The 21,389-nt window shown below is 65.4% G+C and carries 6 protein-coding genes; all 6 read left to right on the top strand.

The window, feature by feature from the left end; all coding sequences use genetic code 11:
* Window positions 1–59: 59 nt before the first annotated feature.
* The 6 genes from OMR58_RS11580 to OMR58_RS11555 are packed head-to-tail and all read left to right on the top strand — an operon-like array spanning window position 60 to window position 21,319.
* Window positions 60–11,699, top strand: a complete 11,640-nt coding sequence (locus OMR58_RS11580; protein ID WP_264545981.1) for a non-ribosomal peptide synthetase — start codon at window positions 60–62, stop codon at window positions 11,697–11,699.
* A complete protein-coding gene (locus OMR58_RS11575; protein WP_264545980.1) occupies window positions 11,696–17,116 on the top strand; it encodes a non-ribosomal peptide synthetase in 5,421 nt (1,806 codons plus the stop codon). Before OMR58_RS11580 ends, OMR58_RS11575 begins: the two co-directional genes overlap by 4 nt.
* A complete protein-coding gene (locus OMR58_RS11570; RefSeq protein WP_200560734.1) occupies window positions 17,113–18,180 on the top strand; it encodes a saccharopine dehydrogenase NADP-binding domain-containing protein in 1,068 nt (355 codons plus the stop codon). The genes OMR58_RS11575 and OMR58_RS11570 overlap by 4 nt, the downstream gene beginning before the upstream one ends.
* Window positions 18,177–19,304 carry a Gfo/Idh/MocA family oxidoreductase gene (locus OMR58_RS11565; RefSeq protein ID WP_200560735.1) on the top strand — a complete coding sequence of 376 codons (1,128 nt, stop codon included), beginning with the start codon at window positions 18,177–18,179 and terminating at the stop codon, window positions 19,302–19,304. Before OMR58_RS11570 ends, OMR58_RS11565 begins: the two co-directional genes overlap by 4 nt.
* Window positions 19,297–20,058, top strand: a complete 762-nt coding sequence (locus tag OMR58_RS11560) for a thioesterase II family protein (protein WP_200560736.1) — start codon at window positions 19,297–19,299, stop codon at window positions 20,056–20,058. Before OMR58_RS11565 ends, OMR58_RS11560 begins: the two co-directional genes overlap by 8 nt.
* Window positions 20,048–21,319 (top strand): MFS transporter, encoded by a 1,272-nt coding sequence (locus OMR58_RS11555; protein WP_264545979.1) that lies wholly within the window; start codon window positions 20,048–20,050, stop codon window positions 21,317–21,319. Before OMR58_RS11560 ends, OMR58_RS11555 begins: the two co-directional genes overlap by 11 nt.
* The last annotated feature ends 70 nt before the right edge of the window (window positions 21,320–21,389 follow it).

Raw genomic sequence — 21,389 nt, 5'->3', positions numbered from 1 at the left:
GGCTTTTTCAGCAGGGCCTTATTTTTTATATCCCCCGTGGGGAAATTGAGGGAGGTTGGATGAAGCGATCGTCTATTGCCAGTGGCTGGGTGAGAGAGAAACTGTTGCAGCATGCGCAACACAAGCCGGACAGCATCGCGCTGCGCTATCGTGACAAGCAGAACACCGATGAATGGAGCTATCGTCGGTTAGTGAATACCGCCTTCGCTATGGCGCAGGAGATGGGCGATTCGCTGAACGTGAATCAGCGTGCCATCCTGCTGATGCCGGGCGATGCCAATTTTATTGCCAGCCTCAGCGCCTGCATTCTTAGCGGCGTGGCCGCCATTCCGGTCCATCTGACCAACGCCTTTCGTATTCACCGCAGCGCCGGGGTTATCGGCCATATTGTCGAAGAAAGCGCGCCGGAATACATCTTCACCTACCGTGCGATGGTCGAAGAGATCCAGTCGAAGGGCTGGCATCATCAGCGCAAACTGATCGTCGTTGACGAGCTGCCTGCCAGCCTGGCATCGGGCGATCTGCCGGATAGCGCAGCGCTTGAACAGATCTACCATCCCGGCGGCCCGGTCTACCTGCAATACTCTTCCGGCTCGACCGGAAAACCGAAAGCTGTCTGCAACTACGACGACAATATTCGTGCCCAGCAGCAGCTGCTGTTGGATCTGCACTGCCGCTGCCAGCCGGAGGTGATCACCGCCAACTGGCTGCCGTTCTATCACGATATGGGCATGCTCAGCGGCCTGATGATGCCGCTGCTTTCCGGCGGCTGCTGCAACTTTATGCCGCCGGCGCAGATGGTGGCCGACCCGCATCAGTGGCTGAAGCTGATTGAAGAGTACGGTGCCAACGCCGTCGCCGCGCCGGACTTCGTCTGGGCGCTGTGCAACGAGATGGTCAGCGATGAACAGGTTGCCCGGCTGGATCTGCGCTCGCTGAAGGTGGCCGCCAACGCCGCCGAGCCTATCCGCGCCGATACCATGGCGCGCTTTACCGATCGCTTCGCCCCGGCGGGATTTGAACCGCAGGCGTTCACCCCGGCCTACGGCATGGCGGAGTCCACCCTTGCTATCACCTACAAACCGGCCAACACCGACTATGTGATCCAGCGCTTCAACGGCGCGGCGCTGGCGGCGGGCAGGGCGCAGCCGGATGAACACGGCAGGCCGCTGGTCAGCTCCGGGCGCGTCGACCCGCAGTGGCAGCTGCGAATTGTTGATGCCGACAGCCATCAGGCGCTGCCTGAAGGGCATATCGGCGAAGTCTGGGCCAGCGGCGCATCGAAAGCGTACGGCTACTGGAACAAGCCGCAGCTCAGCGCGGAAACCTTTGAAGCCACCGTTGCCGGTGAGCCGGAAGGGCATCGCTATCTGCGCACCGGCGATCTGGCCTTCCTGTGGCAGGGGGAGCTGTACATCTGCGGACGCCTGAAGGACATCATCATTGTGGCGGGTGAAAACCACATGCCCAACGATCTGGAACAGGCGATCGAAAAGCAGTGCGAAGAGATAAAAACCGGCGGCGTCTGCGCCTGTCAGGATACCGACAGCGGCGAGATCCTGCTGATGCTGGAGGCACGCCGCCATCAGAGCGGCGAGGTTTACACCGCGCTTTCCCGCGCCGCCTGCGCGGTGGTAGCGGAACACTTTGGTCTGACGGTGGGGCGCGTTGTTGTGCTGTCGCAGGGCAAACTGAAGAAAACCTCCAGCGGTAAGATCCAGCGCCGCCAGATGATGAAAGAGTGGCAGGGCAACGAGCTTAGCCCGCTGTTTGTCTGGCAGAACGATCCGATGGGCATCTCTGCCCTGGCTTATTACGCTGAAAATCCTGAAGGCGGGATGGCAGAGAAGGATCGCCTGTCTGCCGCGCAGCAAGGATTGGCTGAGTGTGCCAATCCAGCAAACGGATCTACCCGCGTTGATAATGCGGCGGCTGCACGATTAACCTCATCATCGTCATTGTCATCATCAGCAGCATTTGCCGATCACGACCTTGCGGCCAGCCGTGCTCTGAGCGATGAGATCCTGCCGTGGCTACACGACACGCTCTGCCGCCTGCTGTCTGTCAGTGAACTGGACCCGGCACAGGGACTGCTGGACGCCGGGCTGAGCAGCCTGCAGGCTCTGCGCCTGTGCCAGCAGATCAATGAAAAATACCGCTGCCGTCTGATTGTCACCGATCTGTTTGCCCATCCGACCCTGCTGCAACTGAGCGGCTGGATCGCCAGTCACACCGCCGTGCAAGGTGCGGACGAACAGCCTGTACCGCCGGTTAATGATAACGAGGTGGCGATTGTCGCCATCAGCTGTCGCCTGCCGGGCCAGCAGCATGAGGGATGGCAGAGTTACGCCGACTGGCTCTCCGCCGGGGAATCGGCGGTGCGCCACGAAGCCAACGACCTGCGCCACTTTGCGCTGCCGGTGGGGGCGCTGGCGGATATCGACGGCTTCGACGCCGCCTTCTTCGCCATCAGCCCGAAAGAGGCGCAGTTGCTCGACCCGCAGCAGCGCATGCTGCTGGAGCTTAGCTGGCACCTGTTTGAACAGGCGGGCTGGCGGCCGGAGAGCCTGAAAACGGCGTCGCTGGGCTTCTGGATCGGCCAGAGCGGCAGCGAGTTCGGCATGCAGCTGATGCAGCAGAACGATCCCGACTACGCCAAAAGCTGGCTGGCAACCGGCATCAGCGCCAGCGCCAGTTCGGGCCGTCTGGCGAAGTTTTACGGCACGCGTGGCCCGGCGCTGACGTTGGATACCGGCTGTTCCTCGTCGCTGGTGGCGCTGGACTGCGCGGTGCGCAGCCTGCGTGCAGGACAGTGCCACGCGGCGGTGGTCGGCGGGGTTAACCTGCTGCTCTCCGCGCAGGTGGAACAGGCGCTGACCAACGCCGGGATGCTCTCGCCGAACGGCCGCTGTGCCACCTTTAGCGATAAGGCGGACGGCTACGCGCGCGGCGAAGGCGCGGTGATGATGCTGCTTAAACCCTATGCTCAGGCGCTGCGCGATGGCGATCCGGTGCTGGCGGTGATAGAGAGCAGCGTAGCGGCGCAGGACGGTGAAAGCAGCAGCCTGACCGCACCGAATCCGCAGGCGCAGGGCGCGATGATGCGTCAACTGCTGGACGAAGCGGGCTGCCCGGCGGACGCGGTTTCGCTGCTGGAAACCCACGGCACCGGCACCGCGCTGGGCGACCCGGTGGAGCTGAGCGCCGTAGCGACGGTGTACGGCGACCGCCAGCAGCCGCTGCCGCTGGGAGCCAGTAAAACCCAGCTCGGCCATCTGGAAGCGGCTTCCGGTCTCTACTCGGTGTTACGCGCCGTGGCGCAGATCCAGCGCCAGCAGCACTTCGGCCACCCGCATTTCAGCCAGGTGAATCCGCAGCTGGTGGAAAGCTGGCCGCGCTATCGCTATCCACAGCAGACGCAGTCAGCCCGCGTGGAACGGGTGGCGGTAAACGCCTTCAGCTTTACCGGCACCATGGCATCAGCGCTGATTAAGCGTGCGGAAACGGCTTCACTGCCCGCTTCTCGCGAAGAGGTTAGCGGCCTGCTGCCACTCAGCGGCCACAGCGAAACTGCACTGCGGCAGACCGCCTCGGCGCTGGCCGATGTCCTGGCGAAGCACCCGGAAAACGCCGCCGCGCTGCTGGATGCCTGGTGCGCCGGGCGCGAACATCATTTCCCGCTGCGCGCGCTGATCCGCTACCGTTCGCTGGATGAGTTAATCAGCCAGCTGAAACAGCCGGAGATCGTCACCACCGAACGCCTCAGCCGCTTCCGCCAGGCGGATAACGCCGAACAATGGCTGAGCGGCGGTCGCTTCGACTGGCGGCAGGGCAGAGAGCAGGCGCATCCGGCCGCGCTGGCGCTGCTGCCGCTCTATCCGTTTGACCGCCAGCGCCACTGGCCGCCGGGACTGCGCTTCACGCCGTCAGCATCGGACACGACAGCGGAGCCGGGCAGCACAACGCGCGAAAGCAGCGCCAGTATTGAGGGACAATCCTCGCCGGACCAGCCAGGCAGCGAGTTCGTGCGCGGCTGGGTGGCAGACACCCTCAGCCTGTCAGCGGCGGATCTGAACGGCGATGACGATCTGCTGACGCTGGGGCTGGACTCCCTGCAAATGCTGGACCTGGTGGATGAGGGGAAAAAGCTCGGCGTTGCCCTGACGCTGGCGCAGCTGTTTGAAAAAACCACCCTCAACGCCTGGCAGCAGTGCTGGCAACAGGCGGAGCGGCAGGCGGAATCTGCCCCGCAGGCTGAAAAGGCGCAGGTACAGTGGGACGGCGGGGCCTTTACCCTGACCCCGGTGCAGCTGGCCTACTGGCGCGGGCGTCAGGGCGATCGCCAGCTGGGCGGCGTGGCCTGCCAGATCTATCTGGAGCTGGACTGCCCGCCGCTGGCCGATGAACGGCTCAGTGCGGCGCTGAACCAGCTGCATCAGCGTCACCACCTGCTGCGGATGCGCATTAATGCCGATGAGCAGGGGGTCATTGAAGCCTGGCGTCCGGTGACCGTTGACAGCTATCACTGGCAGGCGCTGGCCGATGACGAGGCCGAAAATCAACGCCTGGCGCTGCGTGAAAAACTGTCCCACCGGGTGGCGGATCTCAGCCGGGAAAGCGGCTTCCATCTGGCGGCCAGCCACCGTAGCGAAGGCAGCCGCCTGCATATCAACATTGATATGGTGATTGCCGACGGCATGAGCGTACAGATTCTGCTGGCCGAGCTGAGCCGGGCGATTAATCAGCCGCAGGCGGCGTGGCCCGCGCTGGAATACAGCTTCCCGCAGTATCTGCTGGAACAGCAGCAGAACGATCTCAGCGCCAGCCGCGACTACTGGCAGCAGCGACTGGTGCAGGGGCTGCCGCAGGCACCGCAGCTGCCTCGGCAAAGCCAGGCCGGGCAGGGCGCACCGCGATTCAGCCACCGTGACTGGCAGCTGGACGCGGAACGCTGGAGCCGCCTGAAAGCACTGGCGCGCGGGCAGGGCGTTACGCCGTCGATGCTGCTGGCGGGCTGCTACGCGGCCACGCTGCGCGGCTGGTCGGCGGTGCCGGATTTCAGCCTGAACCTCACTATTTTTAACCGCCGTGGCGATCATCCTCAGCTGCCGGAACTGGTGGCGGACTTTACCACGCTGCTACTGCTGGCCTGCGAAAGCCAGCCCGACGACACCCTGCTGGCCGGTATCCGGCGGCTCAACCAGCGCTTTATGGCCGACTTCGATCGCGCCGACTACAGCGCGGTGGAGGTAATGCGCGACGGCGCACAGCTGCACGGTCGCCAGATGGATATGCCAGTGGTGTTCACCAGCAATCTGGGCCGGGATCTGATCGGCAGCAATACGCTCGGCGAGCTGCACTACTGGATTTCGCAGACGCCGCAGGTGTGGATTGACTGCCAGGTGATGGAGCATCAGGGCGCGCTGCTGCTGTGCTGGGACAGCGTCGATTCACTGTTCCCGCCGCAGATGGTTGAGCAGATGTTTGGCTTTATGTGCCGACTGATCGACGGCATCGCCAGCGACGAACGGCTGCTGCATGCCCCGGTGGCGCACCATGTTGATAGCGCCACGCTGGCGCAGCGTCGGCTATCGCAGGATCGACACACCGTGCCGCCGTTCAGCCCGCGCCTGCTGCCTGCGCCGTTCTGGCACAGCGTGCAGCAGCAGCCGCAGCAGCGAGCGCTGGTGGATGCCGACGGCGATCTCAGCTATCGGCAGCTCGGCAATCAGGCTCGGGAACTGGCCTGGCGACTGCGTGAAGCGCGGGTGCAGCCGGGCGATCGCGTGGCGATCCTGCTGCCGAAAGGCCGCCAGCAGATCGTCGCGGTGCTGGCCTGCCACGCGGTGGGCGGCATTTATGTGCCGCTGGATGTGGCGCAGCCGCCAACCCATTTACAGCAGATTATCCGCCAGGCGCAGGTGCGAATGGTGGTGGGCGCGGGTGAAAATATTTTCGACGCCGGTCAAAACCCGGCGGATACGTATGGAACTGCGCCGGTCGCTGGCGAGGCCAATGCATCCGCCTCCGCACAGCATGCTGAAAAACCGGTCAACGCGTCTGCCGTGACTGGCCATGCTGATGACGCGTTTACCGCTCCCGCCGCGAATATGGAATACACCTGGCTGGATATCACCCAATCCTGCGACGCGCTGCTGCCATTGAGCGAAATCGCCTGCGGCAATCCGGCGGATGCCGCCTACATCATCTTTACCTCCGGTTCCACCGGGGTGCCGAAGGGGGTGATGGTCAGCCATCAGGCGGCGGCAAACACCGTGGATGAGATCAACCACCGCTACGTCGGCGAGGGTGCGATGCGGGTCTTCGCGCTGTCGGCGCTGAACTTCGACCTCTCGGTGTACGACATTTTTGGCGCACTCTCCTGCGGCGGCACGTTGGTGATCCCGGCGGAGGGCGAAGAGAAAGACGCCCCGCGCTGGCTGAACCACCTGCATCAGCAGGAAGTGACCCACTGGAACAGCGTTCCGGCGCTGTTCGATATGCTGCTGACCGCCGCAGAACACGATCCGCGCGGGCTGCCGCCGTCGCTTAACCGGGTGCTGCTTTCCGGCGACTGGGTGGGGCTGGATCTGCTGCCGCGCCTGCGCGCGCTGGGATCGCAGGCCGGATTTACCGCGCTCGGCGGCGCAACCGAGGCGGCCATCTGGTCAAACGCGCTGGACGTTGAACAGATCGACCCTGAATGGCAGGCGATCCCCTACGGCTATCCGCTGGCCCACCAGTCTTATCGCGTGGTGGATCGGCAGGGCCGTGACTGCCCGGACTGGGTCGCCGGTGAGCTGTGGATCGGCGGCGTCGGGCTGGCGATGGCCTACTACGGCGACGAAGCCAAAACCGCCGCCAGCTTCGTTATGCAGGGCGGCGAACGCTTCTACCGTACCGGCGATCGCGGGCGCTTTGTTCCCGGCGGCTGCCTGGAATTCCTTGGCCGGGAGGATCGGCAAATCAAGCTGAACGGCTACCGCATCGAGCTGGGCGATATTGAAGCCCAGGCCGAGCGTTTCAGCCGGGTGGGCCGCGCGGTGGCGATCTATCTGGACAAACCGCATAAGCACTTACGGCTGTTCGTTGAGGGGGAAGCGCAGCGCGAAACCCGGGCCACGGCGACTCTGACTGCGCCGCTGCCGAACGCCTTAGCGGTGGAAGAGACCGCTCAGCAGGAAGCCCACGCGGTGCGCCATCTGCTCTGCCAGCTGCTGACCACAAAGCTGGGTCTGGCGATCAGCGAATGGTATCAGCCGGATGCGCTGCTGGCTAAGGCGCAGATCGCCCGGCGCTATCGGCCGCTGGTGCGCCACTGGCTGAGCTGGCTGGTCGGGCAGGGCTGTCTGATCTCCGGCGAGCAGGGCGTGAAAGCCGGGCAGTGGCCGGGCGAATTTACCGCGCCGCCGCACCCGTACCTGGCGGCAATCGTGCAGTCGCTACAGCAGCGGCTTGAGTGGATCGCTGGGGTGGTACGCGGCGAGCAGAATGCGCTGGTACTGCTGGACGATCCGGTGCTGTCGCCGGAAACGCTGGTGGCCGGATCGCCGGAAACCCAGGCGGCTATCGATGCCGTGGTGGCGCAGATTGCCGCGCTGGCAGAGCAGCTACAGCGCCCGGTGCGCGTGGCGGAGCTGAACGGCCGCAGCGGTCTGTTCGCCAGCGCGCTGCTGGCGGCGCTGCCGGAGTCGGCGATTGAATACTGCCTGGTGGAGTCGGCCTCATCGCTGCGCCAGCAGGCCGAGTTCCGCCTGAGCGGCTATCCGCACCGCAGCCTGCTACTGGCGGCTGCGGACCCTTGCCGCTTCAGCGCCGACGTGGTGCTCAGCAACAACGCGCTGCACCGCTTCAATAACATTGCGACAGGCGTTCAGGCCCTGCGCGGACTGTGCGCCGCCGACAGCCGTGCGCTGATACTGGAAACGCTGACCCTCAGCCCGCTGGCGCAGCTGACGGTGCTGCTGCTGCCGCAGGAAGCCGCTTACGCCGATCGCCGCCGTGGCAGCCTGTCGCCGCTGCTTTCCGCCGACGGCTGGCACGCGGCGCTGGCCGAACAGGGGATGACGGTGGCATCGGCCTGCGCGGTGGGCACAGGCGCGCTGCTGCTGCAAAGCCTTGCGGGCCGGTCGCGCGCGATGCCGGACGCCGCCGCCCTGCGTAGCTGGCTGCAGCAGCAGCTGCCAGCGTACATGCTGCCGCAGCAGATCCATCTGCTGGAGGCGATGCCGCTCAGCGCCAATGGCAAAGTGGACCGCCGTGAACTGGCGGTGCGCGCCGCCGCTGATGCGCAGGCGACGGGCAGTACGGTCAGCGCCGCGCTGCACGGCGAGCGCGAGCATCAGGTCGCGGCGGTGTGGCAGCAGGTGCTCGGCGTGATGCCGGACGCCGCCAGCAACTTCTTCCAGCTGGGCGGCGACAGCCTGCACGCCACTCGGATTGTGGCGCAGCTCGGCGATATCGGCATCGGTGGTGCCACTCTCGGCCAGCTGTTCGCCAGCCCGGTGCTGCGTGATTTTGTCGGCCAGCTGCCCGAACAGCAGGCCAGCGTGCAGATTGCCGCCCTGGCCCACGATGCCAAACAGCGCTACCAGCCGTTTGCCGCCACCGACGTACAACACGCCTACCTGACCGGGCGGCAGTCCGGCTTCGATCTCGGCGGCGTGGCCACTCACTACTATTCGGAATATCAGGGCGAGGCGTTTGACGCCGCGCGGCTGGAGCAGGCGCTCAGCCAGCTGGTGGCGCGTCACGATGCCCTCCGTCTGATTTTCGACGAACAGGGAATGCAGCGCGTGCTGCCCGAGCAGCCCGGTGCCGCGCTGACCGTGCTGCGCTGTGCGGCCGCAGAATGGCCGTCCTTTACCGAACAAACGCGTGAAAACCTCTCTCACCGCGTGCTGGCACCGGGTGAATGGCCGCTGTTCCACGCCACGCTGATTGAAAGTGACGACGGACAAAATCGCTTCTGCCTGGGGCTGGATAACCTGGTCCTGGACGGGCTGAGCATGCAGATGTTTATTGCCGAGCTTGCCGCACTGTATGCCGATCCGCAGGCCGCGCTGCCAGCGGTGGATATCGGTTTCCGCGATTACGTGACCGCCGTTCACGGCAAGCAGCGGCCGGAATCGGAACAGTACTGGCTGGATCGGTTGGAAAACCTGCCGGATGCCCCGGCGCTGCCGCTGGCCTGCGATCCGCGCACCCTCGGTACGCCGCGCTTCCGTCGCCGCAACGGCTGGCTATCTGCTGAACGCTGGCAGCAGCTGACCGCTAAAGCGCGTCGCCATCAGATCACCCCGTCGTGCCTGCTGCTGACCTGCTATGCCCAGGTGCTGGCTCGCTGGTCGGCGTCACCGTCGCTGAGCATCAACGTCACGCTGTTTGACCGCCAGCCGGTCCATCCGGCGATCAATCATGTGATGGGCGATTTCACCTCGCTGCTGCTGCTGGCCTGCCACCACCAGGCCGGTGAGAGCTGGCAGCATCGCGCTCGCCAGCTTCAGCAGCAGCTGGGCGACGATCTGGCGCATATGGATGTCTCGGCGGTGTGGGTGATGCGCGAACTGAGCCGCCTGCGCGGCAGCGCGCAGACCATGATGCCGGTGGTGTTTACCAGCGCGCTGGGCGCGCAGAACGCCGACTATCCGCAGGCTGACTTCCCGCCGTCGATCTGGGGCGTCTCGCAGACCCCGCAGGTGTGGATTGACCATCAGGTCTTTGAGCGCGGCGGCGAGCTGCACTTCAACTGGGACGTCGTGGAGGGGCTGTTCCCGGCGGGTATGGTGGATGAGATGTTTGCCGCCTACGGCGATCTGCTGCGCCAGCTCAGCGAAAGCGAGAGCTGGGACGGTGTGATTCAGCCCGAACTGCCCGCGCCCCAGCGGGCCGCACGGCATCAGGCTAACGGCGTCACGCTGCCGCAAGACCCCCGTTCACTGCACGGTCGGGTGGCCGATGCCATGCGTGAGCATGCCGACCGCACCGCGCTGATCGACGGCGAACGCCAGCTGAGCTTCCGCCAGCTGGAGCTGAAAGTGCAGCGGCTGGCGCTGGCGCTGCTGGAGCAGGGCGCACAGGCCGGGGAGCACATTGGCGTGGCACTGCCGCGCGGCAGCGAGCAGGTGATTGCGGTGCTGGCCGTGCAGTGGATCGGCGCGGCCTACGTGCCGATGGCCGTCTCGTGGCCACTGCACCGCCGCCAGCAGATCGTCAGCCAGGCGGCGATCCGGCGAGTCATCAGCGGTCATGATGTTGAGTGGCCGTCGGACATTGCGCAGATTGCCGCCGATGCCCGCCCGCTGGGTTCACGACTGCCTGCCGCCGCGCAGGTGGAAGCGGATGCGCTGGCCTACATCATCTTTACCTCCGGCAGTACCGGAACCCCGAAAGGCGTGGCCGTTTCCCACGCGGCAGCAGTGAACACCCTGGTGGCGATCAATCAGCTGTACGGCGTAACGGAACGGGATCGCGGGCTGGCGCTGTCGGCGCTGCATTTCGACCTGTCGGTGTGGGATATCTTTGGCCTGCTCTCGGCGGGCGGCAGCCTGGTCACGGTGTCCGGGCAGGATGAAAAAGACGCCTGGCGCTGGCTGGCGCTGGGGCAGGAACACCGCATCAGCCTGTGGAACAGCGTTCCGGCCCTGCTGGAAATGGTGCTGCCGCTGTGTGAAATGCAGGATGCGCCCGCCGTGCTGGCGGATCTGCGGCTGGTGATGCTCTCCGGCGACTGGGTGTCGCCAACGCTGGCGCAGCGGCTGCAAGCCGTAGCCCCGCAGGCACAGGCCATCGCGCTGGGCGGTGCCACCGAGGCATCGGTCTGGTCGAATCACTGGCCGATAGCACAGCGCGTTGACGGCTGCCCGTCCGTTCCCTACGGCGTGCCGCTGCCGAATCAGGCGTTCCGCGTGGTTAACGATCTGGGCGACGACTGCCCGGACTGGGTGCCGGGCGAACTGTGGATCGGCGGGTGCGGCGTGGCGGCGGGGTATTTTGGCGATGAGCAGCGAACCGCCAGCCAGTTTGTCACCCTGAACGGCCAGCGCTGGTATCGCACCGGGGATATCGGCCGCTGGCTGCCCGGCGCGGTGCTGGAGTTCCTCGGCCGCCGCGACAATCAGGTGAAAGTCTCCGGCTATCGGCTGGAGCTGGATGAGATCCGCCTGGCCATCGACAGCGCACCGGCGGTGAACGATGCGCTGGTATGGGTAGCCGAACAGGGCGGTCGCCCGGCGCTGGCGGCGGTGGTGCAGTCCGCACAGCAGCCGGACTGGCGCGCGCTGGCGCAGCATCTTGCCAGCCTGCTGCCGGCTTATGCCATCCCCTCTCTGTGGGGCTACTGCGACAGCTGGCCGCTGACCGACAACGGCAAGCGCGACCGGCGTGCCATTGAAGCGCTGGCCCAGGGTGTGGCGCGACAGGCGGCGGATCGCCCGCTCAGCGACGCGGAACGGCAGCTGATTGCGCTGCTGGCTCCGCTGCTGGAGCGCGACGACATCGATATTTACGACAACTTTTTCGCCATCGGCGGCGACTCCTTTATTGCCACGCGGCTGGCCGCCGCTCTGCGACGTGAACACGGAACAGAGCTGCCGCTGTGGAAAATCTTCCAGTTACAAACGCTCGACCGCATCGCGGAGGCCGTGGCTTCCGCCTGCGAGCAGGCGTCGGATACCCATTTTGAGGAAGGAACGTTATGACCAGCCATTCACCATCGGCGCAGCAGGCGCTTTACCTGCTGCTTTCCCTTGAAAAACAGCAGGCGCAGTTCTGGTTAGATGCGGGCGCGCTGAAGTTTCGCGCCCCGCAGGGGGTGATTGGTCCACAGCAGGTTGAGCAGCTTAAGGCGCTGAAACCGCAGATTATCGCACTGCTTGAGCAGTGGAGCCGCGAAGATACCTTTATCGCCGAGCCGCAGGACCAGCACCTGCCGTTTGCGCTCAGCGACGTGCAGTCCGCCTACTACATTGGTCGCCAGCAGGCGTTTAACTTCGGCGGCATCGGCTGCCACGGCTATTTTGAAATCGAAGCCTCGCGCTGGGATGCCCCGCGGCTGGAGGCGGCCTGGAACCGGCTGGTGGCCCGCCATGCGATGCTGCGTGCCGTCGTCAACCCGCAGGGCGAGCAGCAGATCCTGCCGTCGGTGCCGCACTTTGACATCGCCAGCCGCAATGCGTCGCCGCAGGCGCTGCGCGAAGAGATGTCCCACCGGGTTTATGCCACCGACCGCTGGCCGCTGTTCGATTTACAGTTCAGCCACACCGACGCCGGTGACTGCCTGCACTTCAGTATCGATCTGCTGATTGCCGACGCGCTGAGTATTCAGATCCTGCTGGCCGAGCTGTGGCGTGAATATCGCGGTGAGTCCGCCGGAGATGAACTCACCGTCAGCTTCCGCGATGTGATCCAGTATCAGCAGCGCCAGCAGCGGCATCGCCGCTATGCCGAAGCGCGAGATTTCTGGCTGGATCGGCTGGAAAGCCTGCCGGAATGCCCGCAGCTGCCGCTGCTGCCGGAGGCCGCCAACGAGGGAACGCCGACCTTCTTCCGCCTCAGCCAGCAGTGGGACGCTGCGCAGTGGCAGCGCCTGCGGTCACGCTGCCAGCAGCAGGGCGTGTCGCCCTCCGCGCTGCTGCTGACCCTGTATGCCGAAACCATGGCGCGCTGGTCCGCCAGCCGTCATTTCTGCCTCAACCTGACGGTGATGGATCGCCCGGACGTGCACCCGCAGGTGGCCGCGCTGATCGGTGACTTTACCTCGGTCAGCCTGCTGGAGGCGGATCTGCGCGCTATCTGCACCCTCGGCGAGCGGGTAAACCAGCTGCAAACCCGGCTGTGGCAGGACCTGGAGCATAATGCCTTTTCCGGCGTGTCGACCATTCGTGAACTGGCCCGCCAGCGCGGCAGCCAGCGTGCCCGTATGCCGGTGGTGTTTACCAGTGCGCTGGTCAGCGATGATCACGCGCCGGATACCGCCAGCGCGCTGCCGGGCGATGCGCACTTTACCTGGGGCATCAGCCAGACCCCGCAGGTGTGGATCGACTGCCAGGTGATGCTGTTCCAGGGCGGGTTGCTGATTAACTGGGATGTGATCGACGGCGTGTTCCCCGAAGGCACCGTGGCGGCGATGTTTGATGCCTTTAGCAGCCAGATCGCTCGGGTGCTGGAGGACGATCGCTGCTGGCAGCAGCCGGTCCAGCTGCCGCTGCCCGGCGCGCAGCAGCAGACGCGCGCACGCGCTAACCACACCGCCCGCGATATCCCCAGCGGATTACTGCACGACGATCTGATGCTGCAGGCGGCACAGCGGCCGCAGGCGGTGGCGCTGATTGATGACGACGGTGAAGTGACCTATGGCGAACTGCTGCACCAGGCGCAGACCCTGGCCGCAGCGCTGGCCGCTGCGGGCCGCTATGCGCTGGTGCTGAACGTGCGTCGCCAGCAGATTATCGCCGCGCTGGCGGTGCTGCTGGCGGGCGGCACCTATATCCCGGTCGACGCCGGGCAGCCGGAGCAGCGCATCGCCCAGATCGTTGCCGACGCCGGGGTGAAGGCGGTGCTGGTCGCCGGGCAACTTGAGCAGCAGGCGTGGCAGCAGCAGGGCGTGGCGGCGGTGGATGTATTGCATCCCGTGGCGCTGGAACCGCAGACCGTAGCGGCGCAGATCGATCCGCAGGATGCCGCCTACATTATCTATACCTCCGGCAGTACCGGGCAGCCGAAAGGCGTGGTCATCAGCCATGATGCGGCACGCAACACGCTGCACGATCTGCAACAGCGGCTGGCATTAACCGCCGACGACCGCCTGCTGGCGCTCTCCCGCATCAGTTTTGACCTGTCGGTGTTCGATATCTTTGGCGTGCTCGGTGCCGGTGGCGCGCTGGTGCTGCCCGCCGAGGCCGACCAGCGCAACCCGGCGCAGTGGGCGCGGCTGATCCGCGAACATCGGGTGACGCTGTGGAACACGGTTCCGGCGCTGATGAATATGCTGACCGGCTATCTGATGACCGAAAACGCCACGCTGGATTCGCTGCGTTCGGTGATGATGTCCGGCGACTGGATACCGGTGGGGCTGCCCGCGGCCATCGCCCGCTGCGCGCCGCAGGCCCGTCAGCTGAGCCTTGGCGGCGCAACCGAGGCAGCGATCTGGTCCAACAGCTGGCCGATCGACCCGAAATATCACTATCAGCAAAGCATTCCGTACGGCCTGCCGCTGGCTAATCAGCAGTTCCGCGTGGTCAACGCGGTGGGCGAGGACTGCCCGGACTGGGTGCCGGGCGAGCTGTGGATCGGCGGGCGCGGCGTGGCCCTGGCCTACTGGGGCGACGCGGAGAAAACCGCCGATCGTTTTATCACCGACGAGCGCGGCGTGCGCTGGTATCGCACCGGCGATCGCGGCTGCTACAACGCCGACGGCGTGCTGATCTTCCTGGGTCGACTGGATCAGCAGGTGAAAATTCGCGGGTATCGCGTGGAGCCGGGCGAGATCGAAGCGGCGCTGTCGCGGCTGCCGCAGGTGGCGCAGGCGTCGGTGGTGGTGCGCGGTGGTGCGATGCAGAAAGAGCTGCACGCTTACGTGGAACCGGCGATGCTGGCGGCGGCCGGTCCGCAGGAAAATGCCCAGTGGCAGGCGGTAGTGCCGTCGCTTCAACTGGCGGCGAGCAGCGTGACAGCTTCACTGGATCGCGGGCAGATTGCCGAACTGACCGACGCGCTGGACCGCGTGGCGCTGATGCATATGGTGAAGGCGCTGTGTGACTGCCGGGCGCTGAACGTCGGCCAGCCGGTAACGCTTGATGAGATGATGCAGAGCGGCGGCGTGGCGGAAGAAAACCGCCAGCTGGTGCGCCGCTGGCTGCGCGCGCTGGTGCAGCACAACATGCTGGTGCAGGACGGCGACCGCTATCGCTTGCAACAGTCGGTTGATACCGCAGCGATCGCCCGCCTGTGGCAGCGCGGCGAACAGCTGATTGCCGGGCTGGACGACAACGGCGGCCTGCTGACCTATCTGGAGCGCAGCAGCCGCTGCCTGCCGGAGCTGCTGCGCGGCGAAGAAGATCCGCTGAATCTGCTGTTCCCGGACGGCAAGCTCGATGTGGCGACCCACGCCTATCAGAACAACCTGATCAGCCGACTGATGAACCATCTGCTGCTGCACGCGGCGGAAGAAAAGGTCCGCACGATGGCCGAACGCCGTCGGATGCGGGTGCTGGAGATCGGCGCGGGGGTTGGCGGCACCAGTAACGTGCTGATCCCGCTACTGGCGGGCTATGACGTCGAGTACACCTTTACCGACGTTTCGCCGTTCTTCCTTAACGAGGCGCGTCAGCGCTATCAGCAGCACGACTTCGTGCGCTATCAGCTGTACGACTTTAACCGCCCACCGCTGGAGCAGGGGCTGGACTGTGGTCAGTTCGACATGATCGTCTCCAACAACGTGCTGCATAACGCGGTAGTGGCGCGCGACGGGCTGGCTAATCTGCGCCAGCTGCTGGCCCCCGGCGGCTGGCTGCTGATTATCGAAGCCACCCGCGACAACTACCAGCTGATGACCTCGATGGAATTTAAGCACGGCCTGACCGGCTTTGCCGACGAACGTCTGGAGTTTGACTCGCCGTTTATGCCGCAGGATCGCTGGCTGGCGGCGCTGGATGACGTCGGGGCGGAATCCCTGTGGGCGTGGCCGCCGGAGCAGGATGCGGTATCGCGCCTGGGCCAGAGCTTTATGCTGGCGCAGTTCAACTCCCGCCGCCAGCGCTGTGAACCGCAGGCGCTGCTGGCCGCCCTGAAAGTGCAGCTGCCCGCCGCGATGATCCCGGCCCGACTGGCGGTGCTGGAAGCGCTGCCGGTAACGGTGAACGGCAAGATCGACCGCCGCCAGCTGCCGGAGCTGCCTGCCGCCGCCGAAAGTACGGCGCAGTCGGCCAGCGAGGCGGGCAGCGACGCGCTGGAAACCCAGCTGCTGAGCCTGTGCCGCGAACTGTTGAATAACGCCGCCATCGGGCCGGAGGATGACTTCTTCGCCAGCGGCGGCGACTCGCTGCTGATCACCCAGTGGGTCAGCCGCATCCGCGAAACGCTCGGTGCCGACCGCGTGCCGTGGGAGGGCAGCCTGCGTCAGGTGCTGCAACAGCCGACGGTGCGCGCGCTGGCGGACTACCTGCGCGAGCAGGGCGCGGCGCAGGAAGAGAGCGGCGACGGCTACGCAAAGGTCGCCTGCCTGAAGCCGGGCGACGGCGAAGCGGTGTTTATTTTGCATGAAGGCAGCGGCACGGTGCTGCCGTGCCTGTCGCTGGTGGAGGCGCTGAGCGGACCGGTATACGCCATCAGCGTTGCCAATACCGAGGCCTTCCTCGACCTGCCCGCCGAGGGGCTGATCGCGCGGCTGGCCAGCGACTATCTGGCGGAGATCCGCGCCGTCGCGCCGGATGCCCACCTGTTCGGCTACTGCAAAGGCGGCCTGCTGGCCTATGAGATCGCCCGTCAGGCGATGGAAAACCAGACCCCGCTGGCGTCGGTAACGGTAGCCAGCAGCTACCGCATTCCTTATGTGATTGACGATCCGCTGATGATCGATATGGCTATCGTCTGGGCGCTGGGCATTGATGCACCGTGGCCGCTGGACAGGCTGGAGCTGGAGGAGGTCTATCAGCAGATCCTGCACCGCAATCCGGCGTCCATCACCCCGCAGTGCGTGGCGCGCGTCGCCCGCGAACAGGGCAAAACCGCTTTCGCCAGCGCCTATGAAGAAGTACAGCAGCGCACGCCGGAGCAGCGTCTGAACGAGCTGACCGCCGCCATCGTCGGCAATTCCGGCGGCCAGCCTGCGCTGGCCGAGGCCGAGTGGCAGCGCATGTGCGCGGTGTTCCGCCACAGCATTCGCGGCATCTGCTGCTACAAGCCGGGCTTCTTTGCCGGGGAGATGACCTTCGCCTGCCAGCAGGGGGATACCTATCTGCTGCCTGCGCTCCAGCGCGATATGAAATCGTTCTGGGAAGGGGTGTGCATCGATGAAGTGCGCTATGTCGATTTGCAGGGCGACCATTTCAGCTGCATGAGCGCGGAAAACGTCGCGCCGCTGGCGCAGCATCTGGAACAGCAGCGGAGGGCAGGATGAAACACATTATTGTGATCGGCGGCCGGGGGGAAGTAGGCCGTGCGGCGGTGGCGCTGCTGCGGTCGCTCGATTACCGGGTAACGGTGGTCGGGCGCAGCCCCGGCGGGCTGGAAGCGGACTACCGGCAGTGCGACATCTTCGATGCGCAGGCGCTGGCGGACGTCTGTCGCAGGGCCGATCTGGTGCTCAACGCCGCCGGTCCGTCTTCGCTGATTGGCGCTCGGGTGGCGCAGGCGGCGCTGCTGGCGGGGGCGGGCTACGTTGATGTGGCGGGCGATCCACCGCTGTGGCGTGAAATCGCCCAGGACGGCAGGCTGCAACACGCGCTGGCCCAACGCGCCTGCGTGCTGGGAGCCGGGTTAACCCCCGGCCTGGCGGCGATGCTGCCGCGCTATGCGCTGGCGCGGCTGGCGCACGTTTCCCATATCACCCTTTACGGCGGCGGCATCGAGCGCTTTACCGCCGTTTCCGCAGCGGATTTCATTGCCAGCCTCAATCCTTATCAGGAGCAGGGCCGGGCAGGTACGGTGATTGCCAACGGGGAAATGCAGCGGGCTTCGGCGCAGCAGCGGGTGAAGATTCCCACCGCCGCCCGGCCGTTTGACGCGCTGCCGTTCCTCAGCTTCGAACTGGAACAGCTGGCCGGCGAGTTCGGGCTGGGCAATCTGGCCGCTTACAGTCTGGTGGCCGATGCGCAGATGCTGCTGGCCTGCCAGCAGCAGGATGAGGCGCAGGCGGAACTGGTACGGCTGAGCACTGAGCTGGCCGCTGCCGAAGGCGAACAGCAGCACTTCTGGCTCCAGGCGCGGGGCACCCAGGCCGGGCAGCCGGTCAACCTGGAGCTGCGGCTGCGCTTCGCCAACAGCTACCGCCTGACCGGCAGCGTGGCGGCGCTGGCGGTGGATGCGCTGCTGCGCCAGCCAGCGGGCGGCCTGAAGTGGCTGCCGCAGGTACTGACGGCTGAACCGCTGCTCAATGCGCTGCACGCGCATGGTCTGCTGGCGCAGTTCACTTCCAGCGTGCTGCCTGCCGAACAGCCACAGTTTACCGAGGGGGAGCTATGAGCCGTCCGTTACGCGTGGTGGTCTGCGGTACGCTGTTTGGCCAGGTCTATCTTTCCGCGTTTAATCAGCCGTTCGCCGGGTTTGAGCTGGCGGGCATTGTGGCGCGCGGCAGCCAGCGATCCCGCGATCTGGCGGAAAAGTACGGCGTGCCGCTTTATCAGCACGTGGACGATCTGCCGGGGGATATTGATATCGCCTGCGTGGTGATCCGCTCGGCCATCGTCGGCGGGGCGGGCAGCGAGATCGCCCAGGCGCTGTTGCAGCGCGGCATCTCGGTATTGCAGGAGCATCCGGTTTATCAGAGCGACGTGGCGCAGTGCCTGAAGCTGGCCCGTAAACACGGCTGCACCTACCACGTAAATACCCACTATCCGCACAGTCCGGCGGTGCGGCGCTTCATCCGCGTGGTGCAGAACGCGCTGGCGGAGCAAAAGGCGTTGTTTATCGACGCCACCTGCGGCGTGCAGGTGATCTGTAGCCTGCTGGATATTCTGGGCCGCGCCTTTGGCCGCTTCGCCCCCTGCGCCTTTGAAGCGCAGGACGGCTGGAGCCAGGCGCTGCGATCGCAGATGCAGGGCACGCCGCCGTACAGCCCGCTGCGCGGGGTGATTGCCGGGGTGCCGATCGCGCTGAATCTGCAAAATCAGCTCGACCCCGCCGATCCGGATAATCATTTCCACATTATGCACCGCATCTGCGTGGGCCTGCCGGGCGGCAACCTGCTGCTGGCCAATACCCACGGTCCGCTGCTCTGGCACGCGCAGATGCATATCCCGCGCGAACGGACCGAAACCGGCTGCCGTGAACCGCTGCCGCCGGAGCATGCGCCGCACTATTACCGCACGCCGCTGTACGCGCTGGCCGAGGATAACCGTGACGATCTGGACGGCGTGCTGGCGGAACAGTGGCCGTCGGCGGTGCGCCATGCGCTGCGTGAGTTTGCCGCGCGGATGGCCGATCCACAGCCGCAGCATGCCCAGCAGCTGCTGGCGCTGACCGCCGCCTGGAAGGATCTGATGAGCCAGGTCGGCAATCCGCAGAGCGTGACCTTCGACGCGCCGCCGCCGCTGCCTGCCGCCGCGTGGGCCGCGTTTAATCAGGGCGAGGAGCAAGACGATGACTGAACAACCTTTACGCCTGCTGCGTGCAGGCACCTCCCGGCAGCTGGTCTGCTTCCATCACGCCGGGGGCATGGCCGAGTACTTTCTGCCGTGGCGCGACGGCGTGGCGCAGGAAAGTGCGCTTTACGCCACCCAACTGCCGGGCCACGGTGCGCGGATGAACGAAACGCCGCTGACCTGCCTGCATCAGATGGCCGATCGGCTGGCCGCCGCCTGCCACTTCCTGCCGCGCCGTCCGACTTTTTTCTTCGGTCATAGTATGGGGGCGGCGCTGGCGTTTGAAGTGGCGCTGCGCCTGCAAAAACAGGGCAGGCCGGTGGACGGGCTGGCGGTGTCCGGCCGCCTGCCGCCGCACCGCAACAGCGGCAGCGACTACTACCGCCAGAGCGACAGCCGCCTGCTGGATAAAGTCACCCGGCTTTCCGGTGATGAGATGCCGTCGGGCCAGGCCAGCGAGCTGCTGACGCTATTGATGCCGGTATTTCGCGCCGATTTTCAGGCGATTGAAACCTACCAGCGCCGCTGTGCGGAAAAACTCAGCTGCCCGGTCTTTGCCGCCGTCGGCGAGCGCGACAGCGAAGTGTCGGTGGAGGAGATGTCGCAGTGGGAAAGGGTGACCGGACATCGCTTCAACCTGAAAGTGTTTAGCGGCGGTCATTTCTATCTTCAGCATCAGCGCAGTGCGCTGCTGGATTTTTTAAACCGCGAGTGTGACCGTGCATCCGGTGCCTCGGTGAAGGAATATCATGAAATATAATGCGAATATCGTCAGCCTGTTCGGCCTTTACTGCGCGCAGGGCACGCCGCTGGGCTTTGCCCTGTTTGCCCTGCCGGGAATACTGCGCGAGCAGGGGGCGGATCTGCGCTTTATCGGCCTGGTTGGCCTGAGTATGCTGCCGTGGGCGTTTAAGTTTATCTGGGCTTCGTGGCTGGAGAACCGCCGCCCGTGGGGCTTCCGCGCGCTGCCTGCCGGGCTGGCGTGGATACAGCTGTTAAAACTCTTGTCGCTGGCGGCCATCGCGGCGCTGTTCTGGTTCGATCCCGCCGGTCACATTATCGGCCTGGTGTTAATGGTCACGGCGGTGAACCTGTTCTACGCCACTCAGGATGTGGCGGTAGATGCGCTGGCGGTGCGGACCTTCGCCGGTAGCCGCCACGTTAACGTCAACGTCGGCCAGGTGGCGGGCTTCAGCCTCGGCATGCTGGTGGGCGGGGTGGTCAGCCTGTATGTCTTTTACCGCACCGGCTGGCAGGGCACGGTACTGCTGTGCCTGCTGATCCAGGTGGTGTGCCATTTGCCGTTCCAGCTTCATCTGCGCCACTTTGCCCGCCAGCCCGCTGAAGTGGCACCGCTGGGTGAGAAGGGCGCGGCGCTGCGCTATATCTTCCGCCGCAAACACTGGAAGCCGGTGATCCTCACCGCGCTGCTGTTTAAATCCGCCAGCACCCTCGGTGCCAGCCTGGTGTCGCCGCTGCTGGTGGATATGGGCGTCAGCCTCGACCAGATTGCGCTGATCTCCGGCAGCGTGCTGATCGTCAGCTATATCGCCGGGGCCGTGGCATCCGGCGTGCTGCACCGCTGGCTGAGCAGCGCGCGGCTAACGCTGATCGGCCTGTCGGGCAGCCTGCTGTGCTGGCTGGGGATGGCGCTGTCTTTAAGTGCGGATCGCGCCTCCACTCAGTGGATCTTCACCTTCTTCGTGCTGGAAGGTTTCTTCTTTAACCTGTGCTGCGTGGCGCTGTTCGCCTGGTTTATGTGCTGGAGCGAAGGGGAAAAAGACGGTTCGGTGGTGCAGCCTGGCACCGACTTTACCCTGTTGCAGTGCTGCGAAGTGCTCGGCAGCAGCACGGCAATGGTGATTGGCGGCACGCTGGCGCACTACCTCGGGTTTGCCAACACCTTCTATATGGCGGCCCTGTTCGGCGCGGTGATTGCGCTGGTGATTATGCGCTGCTTCCGCCGCGTGCCGGACCGTTCACCCGATGAACCGCAGCCGCTGAATGAGGTGGCGCAATGAGCGAGCCGCAAAACGGCAGCGCCTTTCGCTGGCTGATGGCGCTGGTCAGCACCCAGCGGGCGCGGCTGGC

This window comes from Erwinia sp. INIA01, from assembly GCF_025947915.1.
Taxonomy (GTDB): domain Bacteria; phylum Pseudomonadota; class Gammaproteobacteria; order Enterobacterales; family Enterobacteriaceae; genus Erwinia; species Erwinia coffeiphila.
Note: the sequence above shows the minus strand (reverse complement) of the source record. Positions and strands in the feature narration are given on the sequence as shown.

Bases quoted from the DNA above. Each gene is read 5' to 3' on its own strand.
- OMR58_RS11580 (WP_264545981.1), top strand. From the start codon at position 60: ATGAAGCGATCGTCTATTGCCAGTGGCTGGGTGAGAGAGAAACTGTTG.
- OMR58_RS11575 (WP_264545980.1), top strand. From the start codon at position 11,696: ATGACCAGCCATTCACCATCGGCGCAGCAGGCGCTTTACCTGCTGCTT.
- OMR58_RS11570 (WP_200560734.1), top strand. From the start codon at position 17,113: ATGAAACACATTATTGTGATCGGCGGCCGGGGGGAAGTAGGCCGTGCG.
- OMR58_RS11565 (WP_200560735.1), top strand. From the start codon at position 18,177: ATGAGCCGTCCGTTACGCGTGGTGGTCTGCGGTACGCTGTTTGGCCAG.
- OMR58_RS11560 (WP_200560736.1), top strand. From the start codon at position 19,297: ATGACTGAACAACCTTTACGCCTGCTGCGTGCAGGCACCTCCCGGCAG.
- OMR58_RS11555 (WP_264545979.1), top strand. From the start codon at position 20,048: ATGAAATATAATGCGAATATCGTCAGCCTGTTCGGCCTTTACTGCGCG.